Below are 23815 nucleotides of genomic sequence, written 5' to 3' on the forward strand. Positions count from 1 at the left end.
CTGCTTGGTATGACTACTGAAAATATAATAAAAATAGAGAATCAGTTTTATGCCGGCGACTCAAAAACCTAATCGTAAACAGCAAATTTTAGAATGCCTTGCTCATATGCTTCAAACCAGTGCAGGACAAAGGATTACAACGGCAAAGCTTGCCGCCGAAGTAGGCGTTTCAGAAGCCGCACTTTATCGCCACTTCCCTTCGAAAGCACGTATGTTCGAAGGCTTGATAGAATTTATTGAAGAATCAATTTTTTCTCGCGTGAACTTGATATTAACTGATCACAAAGAAGCGCTTATTCGTTGTCATCATATTTTGCACGTATTGCTCATTTTTGCTGAGCGCAACCCCGGCATGTGCCGAATTCTGGCAGGTGATGCATTAATGGGTGAAAACGAACGGTTACGAGCGCGGGTAAATCAATTTTTTGAAAAGCTTGAATCACAATTTAAACAAGTTCTACGCGAGCGAAAACTCCGCGAAGGCAAAGGTTTTACTATTTCAGAATTGGCTTTAGCTAATATTTTAATGGCCTATGCTGAAGGTAAAATCAATCAATATGTTCGCTCCGATTTTACCAAAAAACCCAGTAACGATTTTAATGAACAATGGCAATTTTTAATGGCTGATAAATAAAACTAAGCAGAATAATTTAATATTCCATTTGGTAAAGCACATTAAAAAACTGTTATAGAATACCCCTTCTAAGGGCAAAAAATAAAGGAACTTCATTGAGCACTATAGCAAAACTACAACCGAACAAGTTATGGCAAATATTTGATAAAATTTGTAGCATTCCACACCCATCAAAACACGAACAAAAAATATCGCTTTGGATTCAATCTTGGGCGACTGAACTGGGTCTCAAGGTTAAAGAAGACGCTGTAGGTAACTTAATTATTAAGAAGCCAGCAACAGCAGGCATGGAAAATAAAAAGGGCGTTATATTACAAGCTCATATGGATATGGTGCCGCAAAAAAATGCCAATACTGATCATGACTTTCTAACCGATTCGATTAAACCATACATTGTTAGTGAAGCTGATGGCGACTGGGTTACCGCTGAAGGCACCACATTAGGTGCAGATAACGGTATTGGTTTATCATCTGCATTAGCCGTATTGGCCAGTGACAATATTCCCCACGGCCCATTAGAAGTATTAGTAACCATTGATGAAGAAGCTGGCATGACCGGCGCTTTTGGTCTGCAAGCAGGTTGGTTAGACGGTGATTTATTGATCAATACCGACTCTGAGCAAGAAGGTGAAATCTACATGGGTTGCGCCGGCGGTATTGATGGCGAAGCAACGTTCACGATTACCAATGAAGATGTTGCAGATGATGTTGAATCATTTAACTTATCAATTTCTGGCCTTAAAGGTGGTCATTCTGGTGTTGATATTCACACCGGTCGTGCCAATGCCAACAAACTACTGGTACGCTTTTTACTCGACGCCAGTAACGATTTAGATTTACGTTTAACAGAATTAAATGGTGGCAGTTTACGCAACGCTATTCCGCGTGAGGCCGATGCAAGCTTTGTTATTAGCCGTTCAAAAATAGAAGCGTTAAAAGCCAAGCTGGCTGAATATTTAGCTACTGTGCGTCAATCACTAGCTGCTATCGAAACCGATATCGACATGCTTTTAATTTCGCCAGAAACTTTTGATGAATGTTGGACTCAAGCAACCCAAAAGACCATTTTACTGGCGCTTAATGCCTGCCCTAACGGCGTGTTACGTATGAGTGATGACATTGAAGGCATTGTTGAAACCTCATTAAACTTAGGCGTTATGCGTAGCAAAGGTAATAAGTTTGTCGCTATGACCCTAATTCGTAGTTTACATGACGATGGCCGCTTAGATGCACAAACTATGGTGCAGTCAGTGTTTGAACTCGCGGGGGCAAGTGTCAAATTTTCTGGCGCTTATCCGGGTTGGAAACCTGATACCAGTTCAGCATTAATGCAAACGGTGCGTGACACTTATCAGTCATTATTTAATAAAGTGCCTGAAATTATGGTTATTCATGCGGGTCTTGAATGTGGCTTATTCAAAAGCGCCTACCCAGATTGGGATATGGTGTCATTTGGTCCTACCATCAAATTTCCACACTCACCTGATGAAAAAGTTCAAATAGCCGCGGTTGAACAATATTGGCAGTTATTGCTCGCCGTGTTAGCCAATATCCCAGAAAAAGCATAATTAACGCTTTAGCGCAGTATGCCTTATCTGCGCTAAAGCTCATGCTTCCTTTATCCTGCAATAAGCTCAGCTCACAACAATTGAATAATATATCGATTAGATCAACATATGCTTCATTAGGCTAAAGTCTAATAAACAAATGATGTTAAAAGGACTACACTATACTTGGGGTTTTTTTAAGGAAACAATCACATGATTCAGCCAAAAAAAATTATAATAGCTGACGATCACCCATTATTTAGACAAGCATTATTGGGCACATTAAAGTTAAAACTAACACACACACAGTGGTTGGAAGCACAAACCATTGCTGAATTAGAACAACAGCTAAGCGATAATAACGATAGCGATTTGCTGTTACTCGATCTACATATTCCTGGAGCGCATGGTTTTAATACTCTGATCCATGTACGCAACCACTTCCCTCAAATACCCGTTGTAGTGGTATCAGCTCACGAAGATCACGAAACTATACATAAATCTATGGGTTACGGCGCTTCAGGCTTTATTCCAAAGTCCACACCCGTTGACGATATTTATAATGCTATTCAACAGGTATTATTGGGTAATATTTGGACGCCAGAAGCATACAATGAGTCGTCGCCAATGCAAGACAATAACGATATTGCTGAGCGCGTTGCCAGTTTAACTCAACAACAATATCGAATTTTAATGATGTTTGCTCAAGGCATGCTTAATAAACAAATTGCTTACGATTTGCATGTTTCAGAGGCAACCATTAAGGCGCATGCCACCGCGATATTTCGTAAACTTGATGTTCGCAACCGTACACAAGCCGTTATCGTGATTGCTCAACTTGATATTTCCGACGTGCAATTACAAGACTGTTAGCATTTAGACACCTCAGATTAAATAACTAAATCTGAGGTAAATAAACTTGCTCTGTAAGCTCTTATTGGAAGTACTTTGCTTGAAGTTTCTTAGTTAACATTGCACTTATCATAGCTCTAAGCGCAGCAGGTTTAACCAATTTACGCATAAAACCAATATCAGCGGCTAAGGTTTTTTCTTCTAAGTCACTGTCTGTGGTTGCCGTAATTAAAATGGCGGGTAAATAATTTCGGCTGAGCTTTCTTAATCGAGCAATTAACGCGATACCGTTAAAGTTAGCGTCAAGTTGATAGTCAACCAAGAGTATTTCAATATCATTCTTATGATCATCATAAAGTGAAAGTGCTTGTTGGTATGAATCTGCGGCTAGCACATTACAACCCCATGCTGATAATAGTTCAACCATGCCACTCAATACGTCGGGGTCGTTATCAATACACATAACCGTTACATCACTTAAGCCTATATTAACTATTGGTTTTGCGGCAAACACTTCTTTTTGTGCCTGAGTTCTCTCAACCCCAACAGAAAAATTACACCCCATGCCTACTTGCGAGTGCAGTGCTAAAGGATGATCTAATAACTGAGCTAAACTTTGGGTAATATTCAGCCCTAAACCTAAACCACCTGCGACTGAACTTTGTTGATTATCTAATTGGGTAAATTGCTCAAAGACCATGATTTGCTTGTCTGCGGGAATACCGGGGCCATTATCTAGCACTTGAATATTAACAATATCTCCCTTAGCGCGCGCCCCTAACAACACCTTACCTGGACTGGCATAACGAAAGGCATTACCAATTAAATTTTGCAGCATTCTACGCAGTAAATTACGATCTGAGCGCAACCACATTGAATTAGAATGCACGCGAAAATCTATCTCGAGGTCAACCGCACTGGCAGAAAACTCTTTGGCAAGATCATCAAATAAAGATTTCACTGAAAAGCAGCTGATATTAGGTTTAATATTGCCACTTTCAATGCGAGCAATTTCTGCCAAATCAGCGACTAAATCGTTGGCAACCTTTAAAGAGTGGTCAATATTGTCGACCTGTCGTTGTTGGGTTGCAGTTAAATTTCCTTGACTAGCTAAAGCGGAAGTAAATAAGCGAGCAGCCTCTAATGGTTGCATTAAGTCATGACTACACGCCTTTAAATATAAGCTTTTTTTGATATGCGCTTGCTCAGCTTTTTCGCGCGCTAATGCCAAGGCATCATTGGTTTGCTCTAATTTTTGTGTGCGCTCAAGTACCCTTGTTTCCAAATCGACATTGGCTTCTATCAAGCCCCTTTCGGCTTGGCGGTAGGCAGTAATATCAGAAAATAACATAACAAAACCACCGCCGGGTAACGGATTACCTTCAATACGTATCACGCGACCATCACTATGTTCACGTTCTGAACTATGCGGACTGCCATTGCGTAAATGCTCAAGGCGTTTATTCACTTGCTGGTCTATTTTACCGACACCACATAAACCTCTACGCACATTAAAGCGAATTAAACCGCTAACGGGGCTGCCTTGATAAATTAGCTCACTTGGGTAGTCAAATAAATCGACATATTTTTTGTTCCAAGCAACAAGGTTGAGTTCACTATCAACAATTGAGATTCCTTCACTGGCATTTTCAATGGCGCTTTGTAATAAATCTTGGCTATATTGTTGGCGTTGGCTTGATGCTTCTTCTACTAGCACGGCAATTTCGTCTAAAGCAATATCACGGCCTTCCAGCGCCGAAGATAAGACTAAACGGGCTGATGATGCCCCCATAACACTCGCCAAGGTGTTTTCAGTGTGTTGCAATAATTGCTGATTATAAGCGACATTACTCATTTGCGCTTTGTCTGTTAAACGCTGAAATTGTGTAAAACTAGTACTGGCTTTTTTCTCGCCAACAAAGCGCGAAACTAATAATTCAAGCTCTTGATAATCAATTTGTTTATTGCGCTGTAACTTTAAAGCTTTTGGCGCTTGATATTCCATAAATATCGATGCTTGCATACGCTCTTGCACACTTTGACGGCTAACGTGAGAAAGTAACCACATAGCGATAATATTAGCCGATAACGATAGTAGGCTAGCCATTGAATTAGCCGGAAGAAACCCGCCCTCAAAGGGGTGAGGATAAACGCCAAACTGTGGAATAAAATTCAGTAACAGCCAGGCAGAAAAACCGATAGCAATGCCGCCATAAACCGCAGTTAAAGTGGCTCTGCGCCAATAAAAAGCAGCGATTAATGCGGGGGTTAATTGGGCAAATGCGCCAAAAGCTATTTCACCTAAAGAGCTTAGGGTATCTGGAGATGCCATTAAAAACATACCGTAACCCAGTAAAATAACGAATAAAACTAATATTTTACGAATAGTTAAAAGGCGTAAACGGAACTTGTCATAATCCGTGTCATGATTTTTATTAGCCCGATATAACCAAGGAAAAACAATTTCATTACTGAGCATAGTACTCAAGGCAATTGAAGAAATAATCACCATAGAGCTGGCCGCAGATATAGCGCCCAAAAATGTTAATAACGTTAGCCAAGGTTGCTGTTGATACCAAGGTAAAAATAATACATAAGCATCAGACGGAACCGTGTCGCCTAACAGTAAATGTCCAGCTAAACCAAGCGGTACAGCAAAAATGGCAAATACTAATAAATAAAGAGGGAAAATACGGCGACTTAACCAAGTGTCTTTTTCATCTTTTAGCTCAACCACCATCACTTGAAATTGGCGTGGTAATGATAAAAATGCCGCCATAGTGATAATTAACATGGCAAACATTGACATAACATTAGGAAAATTAAGTTGTTGATCGAGTTGTAGGCTTGCAGATGAACGTCGCCAAATTTCCATCGGCGAATCAAATAAGACATAGGTAACAAAAATACCAACGGCGATAAACGCAAACAGCTTAACTAAAGATTCAAAAGCGATTGCTAGCATTACCCCTGGATGACGTTCAGTAACATCGATATTTCGCACACCAAATACAATAGTAAAGCCGGCTAATACCAAACTAACCACTAAGCCAAAATGCCAATTGGCTAAGCTTTGCTCTGCTTGTAACTGTTGGAAAGTATAAACAATGGCTTTTAATTGCAGCGCGATATACGGCATAGTGCCAATTAACGCCACTATGGTGACTAAAATAGCTAAATTATGTGATTTACCAAAACGTGCGGCTAATAAGTCGGCGATTGAAGTGAGGTTTAACTTTAAACTAACGCGAATAATACGCTGAATAAATGGCCAGGCGAATATAAAGAGTAGTATAGGTCCAAGATATATTGGTAAATGTGAAATGAAATTACTCGACGCTTGCCCTGTGGTGCCTAAGAAACTCCACGACGTACAGTAAACCCCTAACGTTAACGCATAAATTATCGCTTGGCTTTTACGCAATAATTTATGGCGATACTTGTCTCCAACATAGGCAATAAAAAACAGCAAACCTATATAAGCAAAACTTAAGCCTGCTAATTGCCAATTTGGAAACATCTAATTTCTCTATAACTTATATTAACTATTTGATTATATGATTATATGAATTTATTCACACATGTCATTAAACTTAAACTCATCACCTAAACTGCAATGCTAATTTACCGTTTGAGTGTAAAACTCGGCAATATATTGTCCGCCTTTAATATTAGCAATAACGCGTAATTTTTGCTTATCGCCCTTGTGGCTAATGGTATTACGTAATGGCGTTGGACTCTTCCAATAATAAGGGCTGTCAATCATGCCTAATGGGTAAGCATTCGCTTTATTGTCTTTATCTACTACAAAGAATGTTGCGCTATCAAGCGGAAAAGTAGAATTTAATGTTGTCATGCCTGCTTCATCATATATATTGACTTCAAATTCACCTGATTTCAAAATACATTTTTGATTGATAACATCACAATGCCCATAGGGAACCAATTTAAATGCGCGCATTTGATTAGCGCTATTTTCTTCCCATAAGTCAGCTAATGCAAAGCCTAAAATAGTAAGGATAGGGGCAACTATAATAGCTGTTTTAGTGTGTTTGTTCATAAAGTATCCTGCAATTTATATTGTACCAATCCGCATAAAAATTTTTTGAACTTACTAGTTTTTCCTGCGCAATCATTGAGTACTTATTTTTGTGGAATGGTTTAACTTCGTCATTCTGCTGAGGCAATCTGTATTTAATCATTATATCTTAATGACAAAATAAAAAGCCCTATTTATAGAAATTAAATAGGGCTTTTAGTTTGTTAATCAATAAGTAGTTAAAACTATTTAGTGATCATGTGCTGTCGATACGCCACCAGCAGGCGTACGCATATTATCAACCATTTGTTGGATATGAGCTGGTGCTGGACCTGTTACTTTCAACATAGCGAAAGCTACTGCAAAGTTAACAAGAGCACCTACTGAACCAAAGGCATTTGGTGAAATTCCAAAGAACCAGTTAGGACCCATGTCACCTAGGAATGAAGTACCAGGAATAAACATGATGCCTTTATGCTGGAATACATACAGCATAGTTACACCGATACCTGCGATCATACCTGAAACTGCTGCAGTACCGCTCATTTTCTTAGCGAATATACCCATCATTAGCGCTGGGAATATTGACGATGCAGCTAAACCAAAGGCTAGCGCCACCGTTCCTGCGGCAAAACCAGGCGGATTTAAACCAAGCCAACCTGCAACCATAACGGATAATGTCATGACAACACGTCCGGCTAGTAACTCATTCTTCTCTGATAAATCAGGCGTTAATATACCTTTCATTAAATCATGAGAAATAGAGGACGATATAGCTAATAACAAACCGGCTGCGGTAGATAATGCAGCAGCTAAACCACCAGCGGCAACTAAAGCAATTACCCAGTTTGGTAAATTAGCAATTGCAGGGTTAGCCAATACCATGATGTCACGGTCAACTTTAATCATTTCATTGGTTACCGGATCAGCAGTGTACTGAATTTTACCATCGCCATTTTTTTCTTCGTATTGCAATAGACCCGTTTTTTCCCAATCTTTAAACCACTGAGGACGCTCAGCGTATTCAAGGTTTTGACCAGCGGCTGGTTCAATAGTGTTCATTAAGTTAAGACGAGCCATAGCACCAACTGCTGGAGCAACTGTGTATAACAATGCAATGAATACTAAAGCGTAACCTGCTGATTGACGTGCTGCTTTAACTGAAGGAACAGTGAAGAAGCGCATAATAACGTGAGGTAAACCTGCAGTACCAATCATCAGAGACAAGGTGTAAGCGAACATGTTTACTGAACCACCCATGTTGTCAGTGGTGTACTCTTTAAAGCCTAACTCAGTAACAACTAAGTCTAATTTATCAAGTAAGTAAACACCGCTACCGTCGGCTAACGTAGAACCTAAACCTAGTTGTGGAATTGGGTTACCTGTTAACTGTAGTGAAATAAACACAGCAGGAATGGTGTAAGCAAAAATCAATACTACGTACTGAGCGATTTGCGTGTAAGTAATACCTTTCATACCACCAAGTACAGCATAAACCCAAACAACGAACATCCCGATGTAAAGGCCGTTATCATAATCAACTTCGAGGAAGCGAGAGAAAGCAACACCCACACCTTTCATTTGACCTATGATGTAAGTTAATGACGCGATAATTAAACAAACAACGGCAACAACACGTGCTGTTTTTGAATAATAACGGTCAAAAATAAATTCAGGTACGGTAAATTTACCGTGTTTACGCATATATGGTGCAAGTAGCATGGCTAATAATACATAACCACCGGTCCAACCCATTAGGAATACAGAGCCCCCGTAACCTAAAAATGAGATCATACCGGCCATTGAAATAAATGACGCTGCACTCATCCAATCGGCACCAATCGCCATACCATTTTGCATTGGTGTAACACCACCACCTGCAACATAAAATTCACTGGTTGAACCCGCACGAGCCCACCAGGCAATACCAAAATATACGGCGAAAGAACCGAATACAGCAATGTATGTATAGAGTTTTAACTCATCCATTATGATTCCTCCACGTTATATTTTTTATCAAGGTCGTTCATTTTTTTGGTATACCAAAAAACTAAACCGACAAATGTGTAAATCGAACCTTGTTGTGCAAACCAGAAACCTAGCTTGTACCCACCCAGACGTATCGCATTTAATGGCTCAACAAGAAGCAAACCAAAACCAAATGAAACCACGAACCAAATAGCAAGACATATAAATATTAGGCGCAGATTCTCTGACCAATATGTTGTATTACCTTCCATCATTCTCTCCTAGCAATTATTCCTATTAAACCATTTAGCTTAATAAGCACAGCGTTTTATGATTTTTATACGCTTTATACCCGTTGTTTAAAGTGGTTGACTATTCATTCGACCCATTAGCAAAACCAAACATGGATAAATCAATACTTAACCTACTCTAGGCTACACACTAGCAATCTTTTTTCGACTCTTATATTAAACTTTAGTCTAGAACACAGGTGAAACAGTTGACTTAAGCGCTGTAATTCCCCTAAATACAATGAGTATTATTACTTGAGATATTTTTATGGACTCAGCATTAAGCGAAATCAGCGAATTTATACAAGCGATTCCTCCGATGGATTTATTGCCGAGCAATATCATTGAACAAGTCGTTAAAGAGATCAGTATTTGTTATGTGCGTCGTGGCCAATTTCTCCCACCACAAGGAGTCACAGAAGAAAACCTCTACATATTACGAAAAGGTGCTTTAAGTTATGTCACCGAAAGTGATGAATTATTAGGTAAATATAGTGAAGGGGATATTTGTACTGCTTTTTGTCTCAATAATGGTTCTCATACTAGCAATAAGAATACAGAAGTTAAGGCGCAACTAAAGCCTAAAGTCACTACTGATGAAGATACCTTGCTATACAGTATTAGCTGTGAAAAATTTTATCATTTGGTGAGTGAATACCCCGATGTTATGGCATTTTTTCAGCAAACTTCTGAACAGCGGCTCAATAAAAAAATGCTGAAAGTCAATGAAGACGCCATTGTAAACTCTTCATTGCTTAATAGCTCAATCGCCAATTTTTATCATAGCCCAGCCGTCACCATTGGTCCTGATGCCAGTATTCAACAAGCGGCTATTTTGATGACCGAACAAGGATTTTCATGTTTGGTGATTGTAAAAAATGGCCAATTATTAGGCATAGTAACCGATAAAGATATTCGACGTCGCTGTGTCGCCCAAGGATTAGGCATTGATCAACCTGTTAGCGCTATTATGACTGACAATATGACCACCATCGACATAAAAAGCACCGCCTACGACGCCTTAATGATGATGACAAAAAAGCATATTCACCACTTGCCTGTCACCATAAACCGTCAACTCAAAGGCATGGTCACCGTTACTGATTTAATGAATAATGAAGGGCAAAATGCCGTCAATATTACCAGTGTTATTCATAAAGCAACGTCGGTTAGTGAACTAATCGAAATTAGTAGTCTGATACCTAAACTACAAATACGCATGGCAAAATTGGGCACTACCGCTGACCATGTTGGCAAAAGTATTAGTGCGATCACCATGGCTTTTACCATTCGCTTAATTGAAATGGCAGAAAAGTTATTAGGGCCACCACCTGTGTCTTACGCATGGCTGGCCGCGGGTTCACAAGCGAGGCAAGAGCAATTTGCCCACTCAGATCAAGACAACGCTTTGATCATCTCAAACGACATGAAACCACAACACAGCTTTTGGTTTAAAGACCTTGCCACTTTTGTTTCTGATGGTTTAGCCGCTTGCGGTTTTATTTATTGCCCGGGTAATGTCATGGCCACTAACCCTGAATGGTGTCAAACACAGAAAAAATGGTCGCAATATTTTGCCAAATGGATTAACACACCTGAACCCAAAGCATTAATGCATTGCAGTACTTTTTTCGACTTAACCACAGTTTATGGCGATACTCGTTTACTGGAGCAAGTACGAGTAAAAATGCTAAAAACTACACAAGGTAGTACGCTATTTATCGCACACTTATCACGAAATGCCTTAAATTTAAGACCACCACTGGGGTTTTTCCGAGATTTTGTTTTAATACAAAATGGCGAAAATAAAGCCACGTTAGACTTAAAACATAACGGTATTGCCCCGATAGTTGATCTCGCGCGTATTTATGCGTTATCTGAAGGGATTTCGTCGGTTAATACCATAGAGCGACTAAAACAAGCAGCAGGAACACCCTCATTATCAAAAGCGTCAGCAGCTAACCTCATCGACGCCTATGAATTTTTAAGCATGCTACGTATGATGCACCAAGCGAACAAATTACAAAAAGGGCAACAACCCAATAACTATTTGTCGCCAAAAGAAATTTCTAAACTCGAGCGTGAACACTTAAAAGATGCCTTTAAAGTGATCAAAACCATGCAAGATCACCGTCAATCAACTTATTAGCGATAGTTATTTATCATGCTTAACCATCACCCATTAACTCGCTGGCTAATCGGCTACGAAGCACAACGAAAACGTATGCTAAAGCGAGCGCCTGAAGGGCCGTTACGCGATTTTCTCAGCGTGCCTTTTCCTACGCTTTATACACCATTTGATCACACGCCAATATTATCGGTAGATTTTGAAACTACGGGGTTAGACGCCATACAAGATAAATTACTCAGTGTCGGGTGTGTGGAGTTAAATCATCGTCAAATTAAACTTGGCACTAGTTATCACCAAATCATTCAAACCGAAGGCAGCTTAAAAGCGGATAATGTTACCATTCATCAAATAACTGATGACCAAAAAGACCAAGGTAAACCATTAGCCGAAGTTGTTGAGTACTTACTTAAAAGACTCGCCGGCAAAGTCATGTTAGTACATTTTTCCCGTATTGAACGACAGTTTTTACAACAAGCTTGTGTAGAACTCTATGGCATGGCTCCACCATTTCCTATGATAGACACTTTAGTTGTTGCTAAAAAAAGATTAGATAAACGCGATGTTGCTTACGACCCTTCCGAGTTGAGGCTTACCGCGTTGAGAGTAAAGTACGGATTGCCCAATCACTATGCCCACAATGCGTTAAATGACGCGATTGCTACAGCTGAATTACTGTTAGCACAAATTAGCGAACTCAATGAAGATATGTCACTACAGCAATTGATTTTATAACGGCCTAATACACTTATTTCTCTCAAATGCAGAAAATAACTTGGTCTATCGCAAAACTATGAGATAATTGTGCCCGCAATCACACATCAATGGTCCATTATGAAACTTTTAGTTCGCAACCTTTCTCGTTCAACAACTGAACAAGAACTCCGTATTTTATTTTCTGCTCATGGCACTGTTACTGAATGTAATTTAGTTTTAGACCAAGCAACGGCGAAATCAAAAGGTTTTGGTTTTGTTGTAATGCCAGATGAAAAAGAAGCTAAATTAGCTTTATCTAACCTTCATGAAACCAAAATTGCAAATAATAAAATTCGGGTGAAAATCGCGCAATAACATTACCGCAATAGTAAAAAATTAAAGTCAGCATCATGCTGGCTTTTTTGTTTGTGTATGAGGCTAAATGTAGGTGAAGCAGATAACTATATTTACTTGTCGATTGAGTAGAAGAACAACACAACTCTGATATCGCTTGGTATTTAAATTAAATCTATTCAAAGCATTATCTTGCAAAAAGAATAACACAAAACCAGTGCTATTAACGAGTGGCTTTTAGCTCGGCAGTGTTGATATTTGGTACTTTATTACTTCATCAAAAGGCGCTGTACGTCTAATAAAACACCCTTAAACCTTATCAACACCAAGCTTTCTTAATGTATTAAGTTCTTCCTGTGTTTCTATAACTTCAGCAAGAACAATATCGCCTTGCACTAAAAAATACCGATGGCTAGAGCATCACTATATGTATGCTAGTTATTTCTCATATTGAATAGCATTAACGTACCAATTTTTTTCACCCGCGGGAGTTTTTACTACCACTTCGTCATCAACTTCTTTTTTTAAACAAGCGCGTGAAATAGGCGAATCAATTGAGGAGTAGTCGTTGCGACCATAGATTTCTTCGGGGCCAACTATACGGAACTTTAGTGTTTCATTTTCATCATTCTCTAAACTTACCCAAGCGCCAAAAAACACTTTGCCTTCTTGCTGAGGACCGTAGTCGACAATTTTTAGCTCTTCGAGTATTTTACGTAAATAACGCACACGTCGGTCAATTTCACGCAGGCGTTTTTTGTTATATTGATAGTCAGCGTTCTCACTTCGGTCACCTAAACTTGCGGCCCACGATACTTTTCGAGTAGTTTCAGGACGGTCTTCACGCCAAAGTTTATTTAACTCTTGCTGGAGTAAAATATAGCCCGGTCGGGTAATTAATTTTGTTTTCATAAGTTTTATTGTAAGTTAGGTAATTAGAAATGAATAGCGGTGTTAACAGTAAATAATGCGAAAATAAAACACTTATTTACCAGTAATAATATAGCTAAACATCTCGCTAAGCTAGCGAACTATACCTTAACGATGTTTTATCCATGTCATTGAGTTATATTTCACTTGTACCAGTTAAAAATAAAAGTTTGTTGTTACTTTTCTAATAGACATAAAAAAACGACGCTAAGCGTCGTTTTAATAATTAACTTATTTAATAAGTATTAATTAGCATACATATTAGAAAGTGTTAAGTCGATGGTATAGTCAGCTGATGCTGCAATGTAACCATTAACCCTTAACAAGTATGTGCCGGCAGCAGTTGGGCGAAAGCTGATTTCTTCAGGATTCTCTAAAGAAGAGCTATTAGCAACAACATTGCCGTCAGTATCAACCAATTCAAAGTCTAAATCAGCAACACCTGTCCAAGATAAAACCGCATTCACTAATGTTGTGTTTGCAAGTACTTCGATAGGGTGATCATTCACTTGTAGATTTTCAGCTGATGGCCCCATATTACCTAATATTTGCGTCTCAACATTTTCGATTCTTGAGTTAGGCTCAACCAATTGACCATCAAGCTCTACACCATCAAATGTAATAGTGCCGGCAACATGCTTTAACGTAACCGAGTGTACTTGATTAGGATCTAAATCTCGTACCGAAAACGTGCTGACCGCTTTAGTCGATGAGTAGTAGTCGATCATGCCTTTGCTTTTTCCATCAATAAATACTTCGGCATGGCCATTTTTCGTCGAGGTAACATAATTCAACTTAATGCTGTCACCAATAAAGCTAAAGGCAATTTCAGATTTTTTACTTTTAGATTTTTTATACGAATTATCAATGCTCAAGTCACTATTGACAGATTTCCAGCGACTCAAATAATTTATCTCTGCTGAATCTTCGCTTGATGCTGACCATACGCCTTGACTAGACCAATCAGTATCACCGCTTAAGAAATTATCACGTTCGCCAACCGTGTTTCTTGCTAGTTCTACGGCATTTTTTACATTGATATAGCCCGCACCAACTTGATGAACTTCATAGCCCGGCATTTCATCTGCTGATTGTTTTATAACACTTTCTATTTGGTCAGGCGATAAATCAGGATTTACTTCCAATAATAAACCGACCACACCAGCGACAAACGGAGTCGCCATTGAAGTGCCGCTCATTGATGCATAGTAAACATGGTAATCAGGATGATCAGGGTCAATAATAGGTCCTAATGCTGGTAATGGTGTATTGATCGCGCGTGTTGATACTATGCCGCTGCCTGGTGCGGTAATATCAGGTGTCTTAATCCAGTCACCGGCTACGCCACGACTAGAGAAATCTGCTAGGCCTTTGCTCGGTGTACCAGCAGCAACATTAATAACCCAAGGTGCGATAGCATATTGGTTTAAGGTATTGTCGTCAGGTCCACTGTTTGATGCGGCAAATGTCACTACTATACCTTTTTTATAAGCAGTATATGACGCTTGGTTTATTGGGTTGTTCGGATCAAAGCTATTACCATCGCCACCACCCCAGCTATTAGTGATAACATCAATGCTGTAGCGGTCACTATTAGCAATCGCGTAATCAAAGCCAGCCAGTGAATACAGAATTGAAATGGCTTCACCTGCGCCTAAACCAACTAATTTCGCTCCCGGAGCTATACCATCATGGTAAAATGCACGTCTTTCATCATTTCGAGACGCTTCACCTGAGCCAGCTACCGTGCCGCCGACATGCGAGCCATGGCCCGAACTCGTATCAGTATTAGGTTGGCCTTCTAAAAATAAATTTACACCGCCCGCAAGATCTAAATCGCCAGCGATTTTTACGTTTTGGATGGTTTTCTCACCCAATTTTAAATCTGGATGCGTTGCATCAACACCAGAATCAAGCACGGCAATTGTTGTCCCAGCGCCTGTTACGCCTTCAACGTCATGAACGTAATGGCCTTCAGTGACTTCACCTGACGTGTAGTTGTAGTACTCAAGTGCGGCGTCATAATAAATACTTTTTACGCGGGCATCAGAAGAGAGTTGCTGAATTTGGGCTTTAGAGAGCGAAGCACCAGCCATGGGTAATGTTGTTAAGGATAAGTAGGGAACATTTAATGTCGCCATTACATGTGGCATTTCAGCACGATCGTAAGTTGAGACGATTACTTTCGTCTGGCCAAGTAATGTTGGCATCATATTTTGCAGTTTTGAACCCAAAAGCGCATCTGCGTTTGCGTTAAAAGCCGTTAATGCTGAAATGGTAATCGCTAATAATTTCTTGTTCATGGTACTTTCCTATAAAGATAGTTGACCCTGACACTGTGTCGAAAATTAGCAAGATGATATATCCGGATAAACCCCTAGTTTTAATTTTTTTTACCACCAGTTAACTAAACGTGAATCCACACAAAAATAATCTGGCGAGTAATTTATTTTTAAAAGTGAACGCTTTTTAATTAATACAATTTTCGTCCTTAATCACACTTGAATTAAATCACTCTTTAGGAACTTTCTTTTTCACCCGACCTATAACTTTAAGGGTTGCAAAGGTCATAATACTCAATGCGATAGCAATTTCTATACGTTCTAAGCCAACCGCGATACCAATGGCGCCCGTAGGCCAAATAGCCACAGCCGTTGGAGTACCACTAACTTCTGAAGAGTTTTTTTAAATTGCGCCACCAGCAATAACCTGAGACTGAACGCCTTGACCTTCAAATATCGACATAGCAAGAATAGTAAAGCTACAGGCCACCATGAACACCATAGGAAAAGATCTTAAGCCTGCCTATCTGCTGGTTGCTCTCTTTCCCTGCGGTCATAATTGGTAAAACTCATGCGATAAATAATTGCATGAGGCTTTTCATCACTTACTCTTAGTTAATATCAATATTAAATAAAACCATAATCACTTTTATCCTTTATTAGCTGGAAACAACTTGGTCATTGCAGTGCCAAGTATTAGCCTGTATTGCTTTTTTATGGCACTAACTGAGTTCGCTTTTTGATACCATATTTTGCTGATTGGCCGATAATTTTCCAAAAAAATACCGCGACAGTGCGCGGTATTTCAAAGCTTGCTTTTGGTTAAGCTAATTAATGTTTCAATTTAGTCAGCTTGATTTGGAACAATTTGAATTTCAACTCGACGATTTAGTGCGCGGCCATTAGCAGTTGTGTTGTCAGCAACAGCGCGAGATTCTCCGTAACCCACGGTTTGTAACCTACTAGCAATAATGCTTTGGTTCGTTAAATATTGTTTAACACTACCGGCACGTTGCTCAGATAAATCTTGATTAAAATCGGCGGCACCTTGGCTATCAGTATGGCCTTCAATACTTAATAAGGTTTTTTCATATTTATTTAGCACCCGTGCAATATCGTCCAGTGTGCTGTAAAAACCCGAAGTAATATAAGCTTGGCCAGTCGCAAATGTAATGTTGGCAGGCATAATTAAACGTAAGTTATCACCTTCGCGCACCACTTCAATACCAGAGCCTGATAATTCCTCACGAAACTCTTGCTCTTGTTTATCCATGTAATCGCCAATCGCAACACCGGCAAGAGCACCGATAGCTGCCCCCCAAACCGCACGTTTGTTTTTATGATTACTGGTCGACTTACCGATAACTGCACCAGTAATAGCACCAATAGCGGCACCTTTTTCTTTATTGGTGCTCGCACAACCGGTGAATGCTAACGACAAAACAACGACACTGATGATGGATTTTTTAAATTGCATAAATGCTACCTTAGAGAAAATAATACTAGTTGAAATAACTGATATCCATTGAAATAAATAAGCATTCACTTGCTTAATTCAATGGGTATTAATTTCATCATACCAAGAATAAATGAATGGTAGATGAACGAGAATAAGTAATTGTATCAATTAACCACCAAGATATAACCTTTAAGGCCAATATATACCACTTGTTTTGAACATACATGACTCTTTCATCTGCATTTGTTCTTGGTATTGCCTGCACGTCGACGAATAGTCAGGTTATATAGAACACATAACCTAACTATTCGTCGACGTGCATGTTTTTAAAAGCATGTGAGCCAATAGAGTAATTTAGGAGCAATTACCGAGTGTATTCATACCTTAAAAAATAGGATGTTGTAGCTAGGTCTAAATATAAAAACACCACGACTAGCGTGGTGTTTTATGAAGTTAATTAACCTTTTATCTTAAAAAATAAGTTAGCCTCTAAAGTTACTTTTATGAGTTAGCCTATTCGTTAATTTATGTGTTAATTAGCGCTATTCAAATACTGCATCTATAGCGATTACTTCGACATTTTTACTTGGTAAAGTCAGTTTATAGCTTTCGATAACTTTATCGGTTGCTAATAACTCAGCCGGTTTTTCAGAATTATATTTCAAAGATGAAACTTGCTCTGACAACAAACGTTTTTTCATGTCTGCGCCATCACCTGAAATAAACACATAATGAATATTATCAGTTTGTAAGTTCGCTTTAATCACACGATTCACGTCTGCTAACGACAATTTAGCAAATTGCTCACGCACATATTTAACAAATTCATCAGTTTGATAAAATTCACTATCAAGCGCATAACCTAATTGCTGATCTTGGCTGGCTACCAGTTGCGGTGCATAGTTAGTTAAATAATTACGCGTAGCTTGAAAGTCTTTTTCGCTCATTCCATTTTCAATAAGCTTGTCCAATTCATACAAAGCCGCACGTGTGGCGAAATGTGCGTCATTATTTGAACGCAATGGGCGTAACCATACTTGAAAAATTTGGCTAGAACGGCCTAAGTTTGCATCAGGCTTAGTTTGGTACATGCCTCGTGGGAAGTATTCAATGTATGAATAATCACCGTAGTTCATGCCGCGCGCTTGGCGTATTTGTTGATACAAGTAACTGTTTGAACTTCTGTGTTCGCCAAAGTATGAACGCACTAACCAAAGCGCAGCCCAATCTTTGTCATTACGAATAGTGTCGATTGGAAAACCAAATGAAACCGCAGTTGATTGTGCATTTTTTTCAACAATTGTCGCATGATGACCTTTTAACATTGGCGCTTTTGCAATGTTCAAACGCTTTTCGTCACCAACAGGTAAGGTGGCTAAATCAGTGAATAATTGCGTTTTTAAATCATTCGACAATGCGCCAGTAATACCGACATGCAATTTAGCTTGTGTTAGTTGCGCGTTATAAAAAGCTTTAACATCTTCAAGGGTAATTGCCTCTAAATCTGACAAATCACCACTGTTATAGTTTTCATAGGCGTGACCTTGATAAAGTTCGCTATAAAGCACCTCTTTACCTAGCTCTTCATCATTAGACGATTTTAGCCCTGATTTAATACCATCAATTAGTTCTTTTTTCAGGCGTTTAAAATCATCTTCGCGCCAGCCTGGATTTAATAATTGGTCACTGACCAATTGATACCACGACTCAGCATTGTCTTTATGAACACGACCCGTAAACGACATCATTTCTTTATCAAGTTGCGATGAAAACTGTCCGGCTAAAGGATACAAACCTTGTTGAATTTCTTTATAACTACGAGTTTGAGAGCCACCTTGCGTTAACATGCGCGCCATTAATGCCGCTACGCCTTTTTTACCTGCCGGGTCTGCTGCTGCGCCAGTATAAAACAAAAAGTTTACATCGATTAACGGTGAGTCATTGGTTTTATCTAAGACCGCAAATTGTGGTGTGCTTGGCTGTGCCTTTTTCATTTCAAGATTTGTCACCGCTGCGTTTAAATCAACGTCTTGCTCAAAACCTGACACTTTATCTAGAGCCGATAAGGTTACGGTTGTGCGGTTTTCATCAATAAAATATTTATTAGCAATACTTTTAATATCTTCAACTGAAATATTATCAAAACTGTTATAAAGATGATTAATAGTTTCGGGATCACGATCAAAATGCATATAACTCGCTAACGTTGATGCGATTGACTCCGAAGAGTCTAAACCATTAACAAAGCTATATTTTAAGTTCGATTTTAAATTATCAAGCTTCTCTGCTGACACCAACTCAGTACGTGCCTGAGCGTACGTTTGATTAACAGCATCACGAACAGTCGCTAAATCTTTTTCTTCGTTTACTTTGATAAATACGTGACGTAAACCGGCATCTTTTGTTTGTGGGTTATAGTTAAACATTTGACTCGCCAATTGTTTATCAACCACTAACTCTTGATATAACGCTGAGTTATTTGAAAAATAAAGCTCAGATATAAGATCTAATGCTGCGCGATCTTTTTTCTTTGGTTGCCAGTCAGCACCTTTGTACGACACTAATAACCAATGGCCTGGTAAACCGTCAAATTTTTCGTGTACGTATTTTGCCACTTGTTGTTTTGGCTCTGGCGTAATGTTATTAACAAAGTCACCTTTTTGCCAATTACCCCAATGTTTTTCTACCATAGCCATAGTGGCTTCAGGCTCAACATCACCAACAATGACTAACGAGACATACTCTGGTTTATAAAATTGTTTGAAGAATTTTTCGCCATAAGCAATTTGCTCAGGCATAGCTTCTACATCTTCAAAAAATCCCATGGTGGTGTGTTTATAGGTATGAGTATCAAAGGCTTCTTTACGTACGGCCGCAAGTAATTTTCGTATCGGGCTGGCATTATTTTTTAAGTATTCACCCTTTACCGTTAATGCTTCGGTTTTAAATTGAGCATCGGTATAGGTTAAGTTTTTAAAATGATCTGCTTGAATCTCTAAAACTTTTTCTAAATGATCTTTAGAAAAGTCTAAATGATAATTAGTGTAATCATTAGTGGTGTAGGCGCCGTTATCAACACCCGCATTTTTAAACAAATCAGCATAAACGTCTTGTGGAAATTTTTCTGAACCTTTAAACATCATATGTTCAAAAAAATGAGCAAAGCCAGTTCTACCAACTTCGTCTTCATCACGAGAGCCCACTGACACGGGAATTTGCACAGACACAAGATCAGGGTAATCGGTTTTAACAATTAGCACGCGCAAACCATTCGCCAATTCTTTAAAAACATAATTTTGACTGAAAACTTTATTACTATTGGAGGCAACTGCTGCGCTTTCTGGTGTTGAGTTTTGGTTGGTTTGGGTAGCTATACAAGCTGAGAGAGTAAAGCTGGCAACAATCGCCGCCGCTAAATATTTTATTTTCATTATAGATCCCTTTATTGTTATGCTGACATCTTATGAAATTACTGATGTTTTATCACTATTTTAACAATTAATTTACATAATAATCTGTAACAAAATACATACATCACCAAGCCTACGAAGCTTAATAAGCTTTACTTAGAGAGAACTGAGCATTATGAATAGTGATTTTAAAAATAAAACGGTCATCATTACCGGTGCCTCTGCCGGTGTTGGCGCGGCAACAGCAAGAACATTTGCGCATTTAGGGGCAAATTTAGTCTTGGTTGCTCGCGGACAAACAGCGTTAGATGTAATTACCAAAGAACTTGCGCCATTAACATCGGTCATCAATATTGCTATGGATATTAATGACTCAGCAGCTAATGAAAATTTACTGATAAAAGCAGCGCAGGCATTTGGTTCGATTGATGTTTTGGTTAACAATGCCGGTTTTCACCAACGCGGTGAAGTAGAACGAAATCAAGCGAATGACTTAGCAAAAATGGTTGATGTGAACTTGCGTGCGCCGATCCAATTATCGTGCTTAATGTTACCGTATTTACGAAAAGCCGGTGGCGGTGCAATCGTTAATGTTGGTTCACTCGCTGGCAGAACGCCGTTGCAAGGTGCAGCAACTTACGCAGCGACAAAAGCAGGTTTGCGAGCGTTTACTTACTCTTTAGCTGATGAGTTAAAAGGCACGGGGATTTATGTTGGTGTAGTTTCACCTGGCCCTATTGATACGGGTTTTATTATGTCAGAAATAGAACAAGTAGAAGACATTGTGTTCTCGCAACCCATGAGTAGTGCCCAACAAGTTGCCGATGCTATTGTTAGTGTGGCGCGCGGAGAAGAAACCGAAATATCCTTACCAAGAGCCAGTGGTTGGCTAACCACTGTTTCATATTTATTTCCAAAACTTAGAAGAGTATTGCGGCCAGCGCTTTATCGCAAAGGCCGCAAAGCGAAAGAACAATACAAACAACGCAATGCTAAGCCTTAGCAGGTATTAAAATAAATCAGCCTAATGATGAGCAAGTAGACGAGTTAGTACCGGAGTTTGGCAAACATCAAGCACCGGTGGCGGTTTCTTAAAGAAGAAAGCATTATCACGCTTAATACGCTCGGCTAATTTGGTAGCAAATAATTTACTTTCTGTATTTTTTACTGCCAAATGTATTTGCTCGGCTGATGGTACGTCCACCATCATTTGCATCGACACTATGGGGGTATAAGCAGCACTAGTAACTTCAGCTTCACCTTCTATTGTTGCCGTACGAGTTATCGCTTGTACATGGTTCATGCCATAAACAACCCGGCCAAATATGCTCATAATGCGGTCTAAATACCTAGGTGCTTGACCATTAGTAATATAGAAATGGCTAGAGCCTGAATCAGCATCATTACCACGCGCCATGGCAATAATACCCGGACAATGTGTTAACCATGCTCGATTTTCGCTCGAGCTATGTGCAACAGCAAAGCCATCTTTAAAGCCCGTTTGTTCAGCAAACAAGTCCTGTTTTTGCACTAAGGTGAACGACCAATTTTTATCTGTTGGCCACTCGCCTTCAAGCTTTAGCAAGGGCACTAAACTATCTAATCTACTGCCGTCTTCAGGACCGGCTTGTGCTACAAAGCCATCAATAACCCGATAAAACTTATTGCCGTCGTAATGGCCATTTTTGGTTAAACGCATAAATTGTTCTACGTGCTTTGGAGAAAATTGTGGCGCTAATTCAATAACGACTTTGCCGTAGGGTAAGGTTAACAGCACCATGTTTTCAATAGCGACTGTTCGCCATTCATCTTGATTGTTTTTAGCAGTTTCGGCGGCGACCTTTGTGGTTATTTGCTTTTGAATATTTTGTTCAGCATTTACCATGCTGCTTAATGACAAGCTTGAGCAGCTAAACACTACCATGAAATTTAAAAATTTTGATCGAATCTTCATAAAGTCTCTTTTTTATTATTTTTTTTACTAACCCAATGATTGTTTAATGTTACAACAAAAATAGCAAATTAGAACAAAAAGTTACTGACATTATTATCAATAGCTGTCGCTGATAAATGAAATATTGGCGTAACAGCAGGCAATTGATACCATAACCAGAATCACTGCCCTCAACTTAATGGATTTTTTGTGAATAAGAGTTTTATCACCAATTTTTTAGCCCTAATTGCAATTATTATTGGCTATATAGTCGCTAACAATATTATTTTCACCATAGGTTTATTTGCTTTATCTGGCGCAATAACTAATTGGCTTGCAATACATATGTTGTTTGAACGCGTACCTTTTTTGTATGGTTCCGGCGTTATCCCTGCTCGCTTTGAAGACTTTAAAGTTGCCATTCGCGCTCTAATGATGGAACAATTTTTTACTGAAGAAAACATCGACCGATTTTTAGCTGGGAACGATAACCCGGCCACGGCAATCGATCTGGCACCTGTCATTAATAAAGTAGATTTATCTCCTGCCTTTGACAACTTAGTTAGCGTTATTGAACAATCTTCTTTTGGCGGTATGTTAGCAATGGTGGGTGGCACTGAAGCTCTACAACCTATGCGTGAACCCTTTATTGAAAAAATGCGCGCTTCGGTAGTCGAAATTAGCCAAAGTGAAGAATTCAATGTCATTCTTCGTGAAGAGTTAGAACAACCCAGCATTATGGCAGGCATGCGCGATAAGGTAAGCGATATTATTGAAAAGCGCCTCAATGAATTAACGCCACAACTCGTTAAAGAAATTGTGCAAAAAATGATCCAAGAACATTTAGGCTGGTTAGTGATTTGGGGTGGTGTTTTTGGCGGAGTTATTGGTTTTATCGCAGCAATTACCGCTACATTCTAAAATATTATTTTTCTAATCATCAGTCAGTAGCAAGTTAAAGTTACTGACTGTCTTGCCCTAACATCCTAATTTATTGGCCAATCCTTTTATGTCATAAGCTAGGTAAAAATTATTTTTACCACAAATACGCTAATTGATAGTATTAAAACTTTCGGTATGTGAAATTTGCTTTCACCTAAAGCTTACATTTGATAAAACACATAAAAAACTTTAGATAACAGTAATTATAATTGATTCAATCTCATAGCTGTATTTGGTCATTAATTCACCGACTATAACTATGCGTTATCAACTAGATTATTTTAGGCTATTGACCATGGAATATTTTAACTTTTGTGCTTTAATTTTAGCCTGATAGCCGTTATGCTTAAC

Annotated in this window: 17 protein-coding genes and 1 pseudogene; 8 read left to right on the forward strand and 10 right to left on the reverse strand. The window is 39.0% G+C overall.

Features of this window, described 5'->3' with window-relative positions; translation table 11 throughout:
- Window positions 1–49: 49 nt before the first annotated feature.
- From slmA to H4J38_RS04085, 3 genes are all read left to right on the forward strand, one after another.
- A complete protein-coding gene (gene slmA / locus H4J38_RS04075; RefSeq protein ID WP_108457513.1) occupies window positions 50–634 on the forward strand; it encodes a nucleoid occlusion factor SlmA in 585 nt (194 codons plus the stop codon).
- A gap of 95 nt (window positions 635–729) precedes the next feature.
- Window positions 730–2202, forward strand: a complete 1473-nt coding sequence (locus tag H4J38_RS04080; protein ID WP_182129655.1) for an aminoacyl-histidine dipeptidase — start codon at window positions 730–732, stop codon at window positions 2200–2202.
- Between the two features lie 192 nt (window positions 2203–2394).
- Window positions 2395–3054, forward strand: coding sequence for a response regulator transcription factor (locus H4J38_RS04085; protein ID WP_182129657.1), 660 nt, complete (start codon window positions 2395–2397; stop codon window positions 3052–3054).
- 61 nt (window positions 3055–3115) lie between these two features.
- Here H4J38_RS04085 and H4J38_RS04090 read toward each other — a convergent pair whose 3' ends face one another.
- The 4 genes from H4J38_RS04090 to H4J38_RS04105 form a co-directional block, all read right to left on the reverse strand.
- Window positions 3116–6553: a PAS domain-containing hybrid sensor histidine kinase/response regulator gene (locus H4J38_RS04090; protein WP_182129659.1), complete on the reverse strand. Its 3438-nt coding sequence runs from the start codon at window positions 6551–6553 to the stop codon at window positions 3116–3118.
- A 99-nt stretch (window positions 6554–6652) separates the two neighbouring features.
- The gene (locus tag H4J38_RS04095; RefSeq protein ID WP_182129661.1) at window positions 6653–7093 is read right to left on the reverse strand and encodes a hypothetical protein; all 441 of its coding nucleotides are present in this window, start codon (window positions 7091–7093) and stop codon (window positions 6653–6655) included.
- Between the two features lie 228 nt (window positions 7094–7321).
- Window positions 7322–9061, reverse strand: a complete 1740-nt coding sequence (locus H4J38_RS04100) for a sodium:solute symporter family protein (RefSeq protein WP_182129663.1) — start codon at window positions 9059–9061, stop codon at window positions 7322–7324.
- A complete protein-coding gene (locus tag H4J38_RS04105) occupies window positions 9061–9312 on the reverse strand; it encodes a DUF4212 domain-containing protein (RefSeq protein WP_182129665.1) in 252 nt (83 codons plus the stop codon). Before H4J38_RS04105 ends, H4J38_RS04100 begins: the two co-directional genes overlap by 1 nt.
- A gap of 286 nt (window positions 9313–9598) precedes the next feature.
- On the opposite strand from H4J38_RS04105, the gene H4J38_RS04110 reads away from it, so the two are divergent.
- From H4J38_RS04110 to H4J38_RS04120, 3 genes are all read left to right on the forward strand, one after another.
- On the forward strand, window positions 9599–11479 hold the full coding sequence (locus H4J38_RS04110; protein WP_182129667.1) for a putative nucleotidyltransferase substrate binding domain-containing protein: 1881 nt from the start codon (window positions 9599–9601) through the stop codon (window positions 11477–11479).
- 15 nt (window positions 11480–11494) lie between these two features.
- Window positions 11495–12193 carry an exonuclease domain-containing protein gene (locus H4J38_RS04115; protein ID WP_182129669.1) on the forward strand — a complete coding sequence of 233 codons (699 nt, stop codon included), beginning with the start codon at window positions 11495–11497 and terminating at the stop codon, window positions 12191–12193.
- Window positions 12194–12292: 99 nt separating this feature from the next.
- A complete protein-coding gene (locus H4J38_RS04120; protein ID WP_182129671.1) occupies window positions 12293–12529 on the forward strand; it encodes an RNA-binding protein in 237 nt (78 codons plus the stop codon).
- 417 nt (window positions 12530–12946) lie between these two features.
- On the opposite strand, the gene greB is transcribed toward H4J38_RS04120, so the two are convergent.
- The 5 genes and pseudogenes from greB to H4J38_RS04145 all read right to left on the reverse strand — a co-directional run bounded on the left by greB (window position 12947) and on the right by H4J38_RS04145 (window position 20610).
- Complete coding sequence (gene greB / locus H4J38_RS04125) at window positions 12947–13420, reverse strand: transcription elongation factor GreB (RefSeq protein WP_182129673.1); 474 nt, start codon at window positions 13418–13420, stop codon at window positions 12947–12949.
- A 263-nt stretch (window positions 13421–13683) separates the two neighbouring features.
- Window positions 13684–15741 (reverse strand): S8 family serine peptidase, encoded by a 2058-nt coding sequence (locus H4J38_RS04130; protein ID WP_182129675.1) that lies wholly within the window; start codon window positions 15739–15741, stop codon window positions 13684–13686.
- 208 nt (window positions 15742–15949) lie between these two features.
- Window positions 15950–16105: pseudogene (locus tag H4J38_RS04135) on the reverse strand (MgtC/SapB family protein); the annotation flags it as partial.
- 459 nt (window positions 16106–16564) lie between these two features.
- Window positions 16565–17197 carry an OmpA family protein gene (locus H4J38_RS04140; RefSeq protein WP_182129679.1) on the reverse strand — a complete coding sequence of 211 codons (633 nt, stop codon included), beginning with the start codon at window positions 17195–17197 and terminating at the stop codon, window positions 16565–16567.
- Window positions 17198–17721: 524 nt separating this feature from the next.
- On the reverse strand, window positions 17722–20610 hold the full coding sequence (locus H4J38_RS04145; protein WP_182129681.1) for a pitrilysin family protein: 2889 nt from the start codon (window positions 20608–20610) through the stop codon (window positions 17722–17724).
- 154 nt (window positions 20611–20764) lie between these two features.
- On the opposite strand from H4J38_RS04145, the gene H4J38_RS04150 reads away from it, so the two are divergent.
- Window positions 20765–21592, forward strand: a complete 828-nt coding sequence (locus tag H4J38_RS04150; RefSeq protein ID WP_182129683.1) for an SDR family oxidoreductase — start codon at window positions 20765–20767, stop codon at window positions 21590–21592.
- Window positions 21593–21613: 21 nt separating this feature from the next.
- On the opposite strand, the gene H4J38_RS04155 is transcribed toward H4J38_RS04150, so the two are convergent.
- Complete coding sequence (locus H4J38_RS04155) at window positions 21614–22543, reverse strand: peptidylprolyl isomerase (protein WP_259365378.1); 930 nt, start codon at window positions 22541–22543, stop codon at window positions 21614–21616.
- A 189-nt stretch (window positions 22544–22732) separates the two neighbouring features.
- Here H4J38_RS04155 and H4J38_RS04160 point away from each other — a divergent pair, with 189 nt between their 5' ends.
- Window positions 22733–23443, forward strand: coding sequence for a DUF445 domain-containing protein (locus H4J38_RS04160; protein ID WP_182129685.1), 711 nt, complete (start codon window positions 22733–22735; stop codon window positions 23441–23443).
- Window positions 23444–23815 lie beyond the last annotated feature (372 nt).

This window comes from Colwellia sp. BRX10-3 (assembly GCF_014077505.1).
GTDB lineage: Bacteria > Pseudomonadota > Gammaproteobacteria > Enterobacterales > Alteromonadaceae > Cognaticolwellia.

Coding starts and splice junctions, on each gene's coding strand:
- slmA (WP_108457513.1), top strand. CDS start 50: ATGCCGGCGACTCAAAAACCTAATCGTAAACAGCAAATTTTAGAATGC.
- H4J38_RS04085 (WP_182129657.1), top strand. CDS start 2,395: ATGATTCAGCCAAAAAAAATTATAATAGCTGACGATCACCCATTATTT.
- H4J38_RS04090 (WP_182129659.1), bottom strand. CDS start 6,553: ATGTTTCCAAATTGGCAATTAGCAGGCTTAAGTTTTGCTTATATAGGT.
- H4J38_RS04095 (WP_182129661.1), bottom strand. CDS start 7,093: ATGAACAAACACACTAAAACAGCTATTATAGTTGCCCCTATCCTTACT.
- H4J38_RS04100 (WP_182129663.1), bottom strand. CDS start 9,061: ATGGATGAGTTAAAACTCTATACATACATTGCTGTATTCGGTTCTTTC.
- H4J38_RS04105 (WP_182129665.1), bottom strand. CDS start 9,312: ATGGAAGGTAATACAACATATTGGTCAGAGAATCTGCGCCTAATATTT.
- H4J38_RS04110 (WP_182129667.1), top strand. CDS start 9,599: ATGGACTCAGCATTAAGCGAAATCAGCGAATTTATACAAGCGATTCCT.
- H4J38_RS04115 (WP_182129669.1), top strand. CDS start 11,495: ATGCTTAACCATCACCCATTAACTCGCTGGCTAATCGGCTACGAAGCA.
- H4J38_RS04120 (WP_182129671.1), top strand. CDS start 12,293: ATGAAACTTTTAGTTCGCAACCTTTCTCGTTCAACAACTGAACAAGAA.
- greB (WP_182129673.1), bottom strand. CDS start 13,420: ATGAAAACAAAATTAATTACCCGACCGGGCTATATTTTACTCCAGCAA.
- H4J38_RS04130 (WP_182129675.1), bottom strand. CDS start 15,741: ATGAACAAGAAATTATTAGCGATTACCATTTCAGCATTAACGGCTTTT.
- H4J38_RS04140 (WP_182129679.1), bottom strand. CDS start 17,197: ATGCAATTTAAAAAATCCATCATCAGTGTCGTTGTTTTGTCGTTAGCA.
- H4J38_RS04145 (WP_182129681.1), bottom strand. CDS start 20,610: ATGAAAATAAAATATTTAGCGGCGGCGATTGTTGCCAGCTTTACTCTC.
- H4J38_RS04150 (WP_182129683.1), top strand. CDS start 20,765: ATGAATAGTGATTTTAAAAATAAAACGGTCATCATTACCGGTGCCTCT.
- H4J38_RS04155 (WP_259365378.1), bottom strand. CDS start 22,543: ATGAAGATTCGATCAAAATTTTTAAATTTCATGGTAGTGTTTAGCTGC.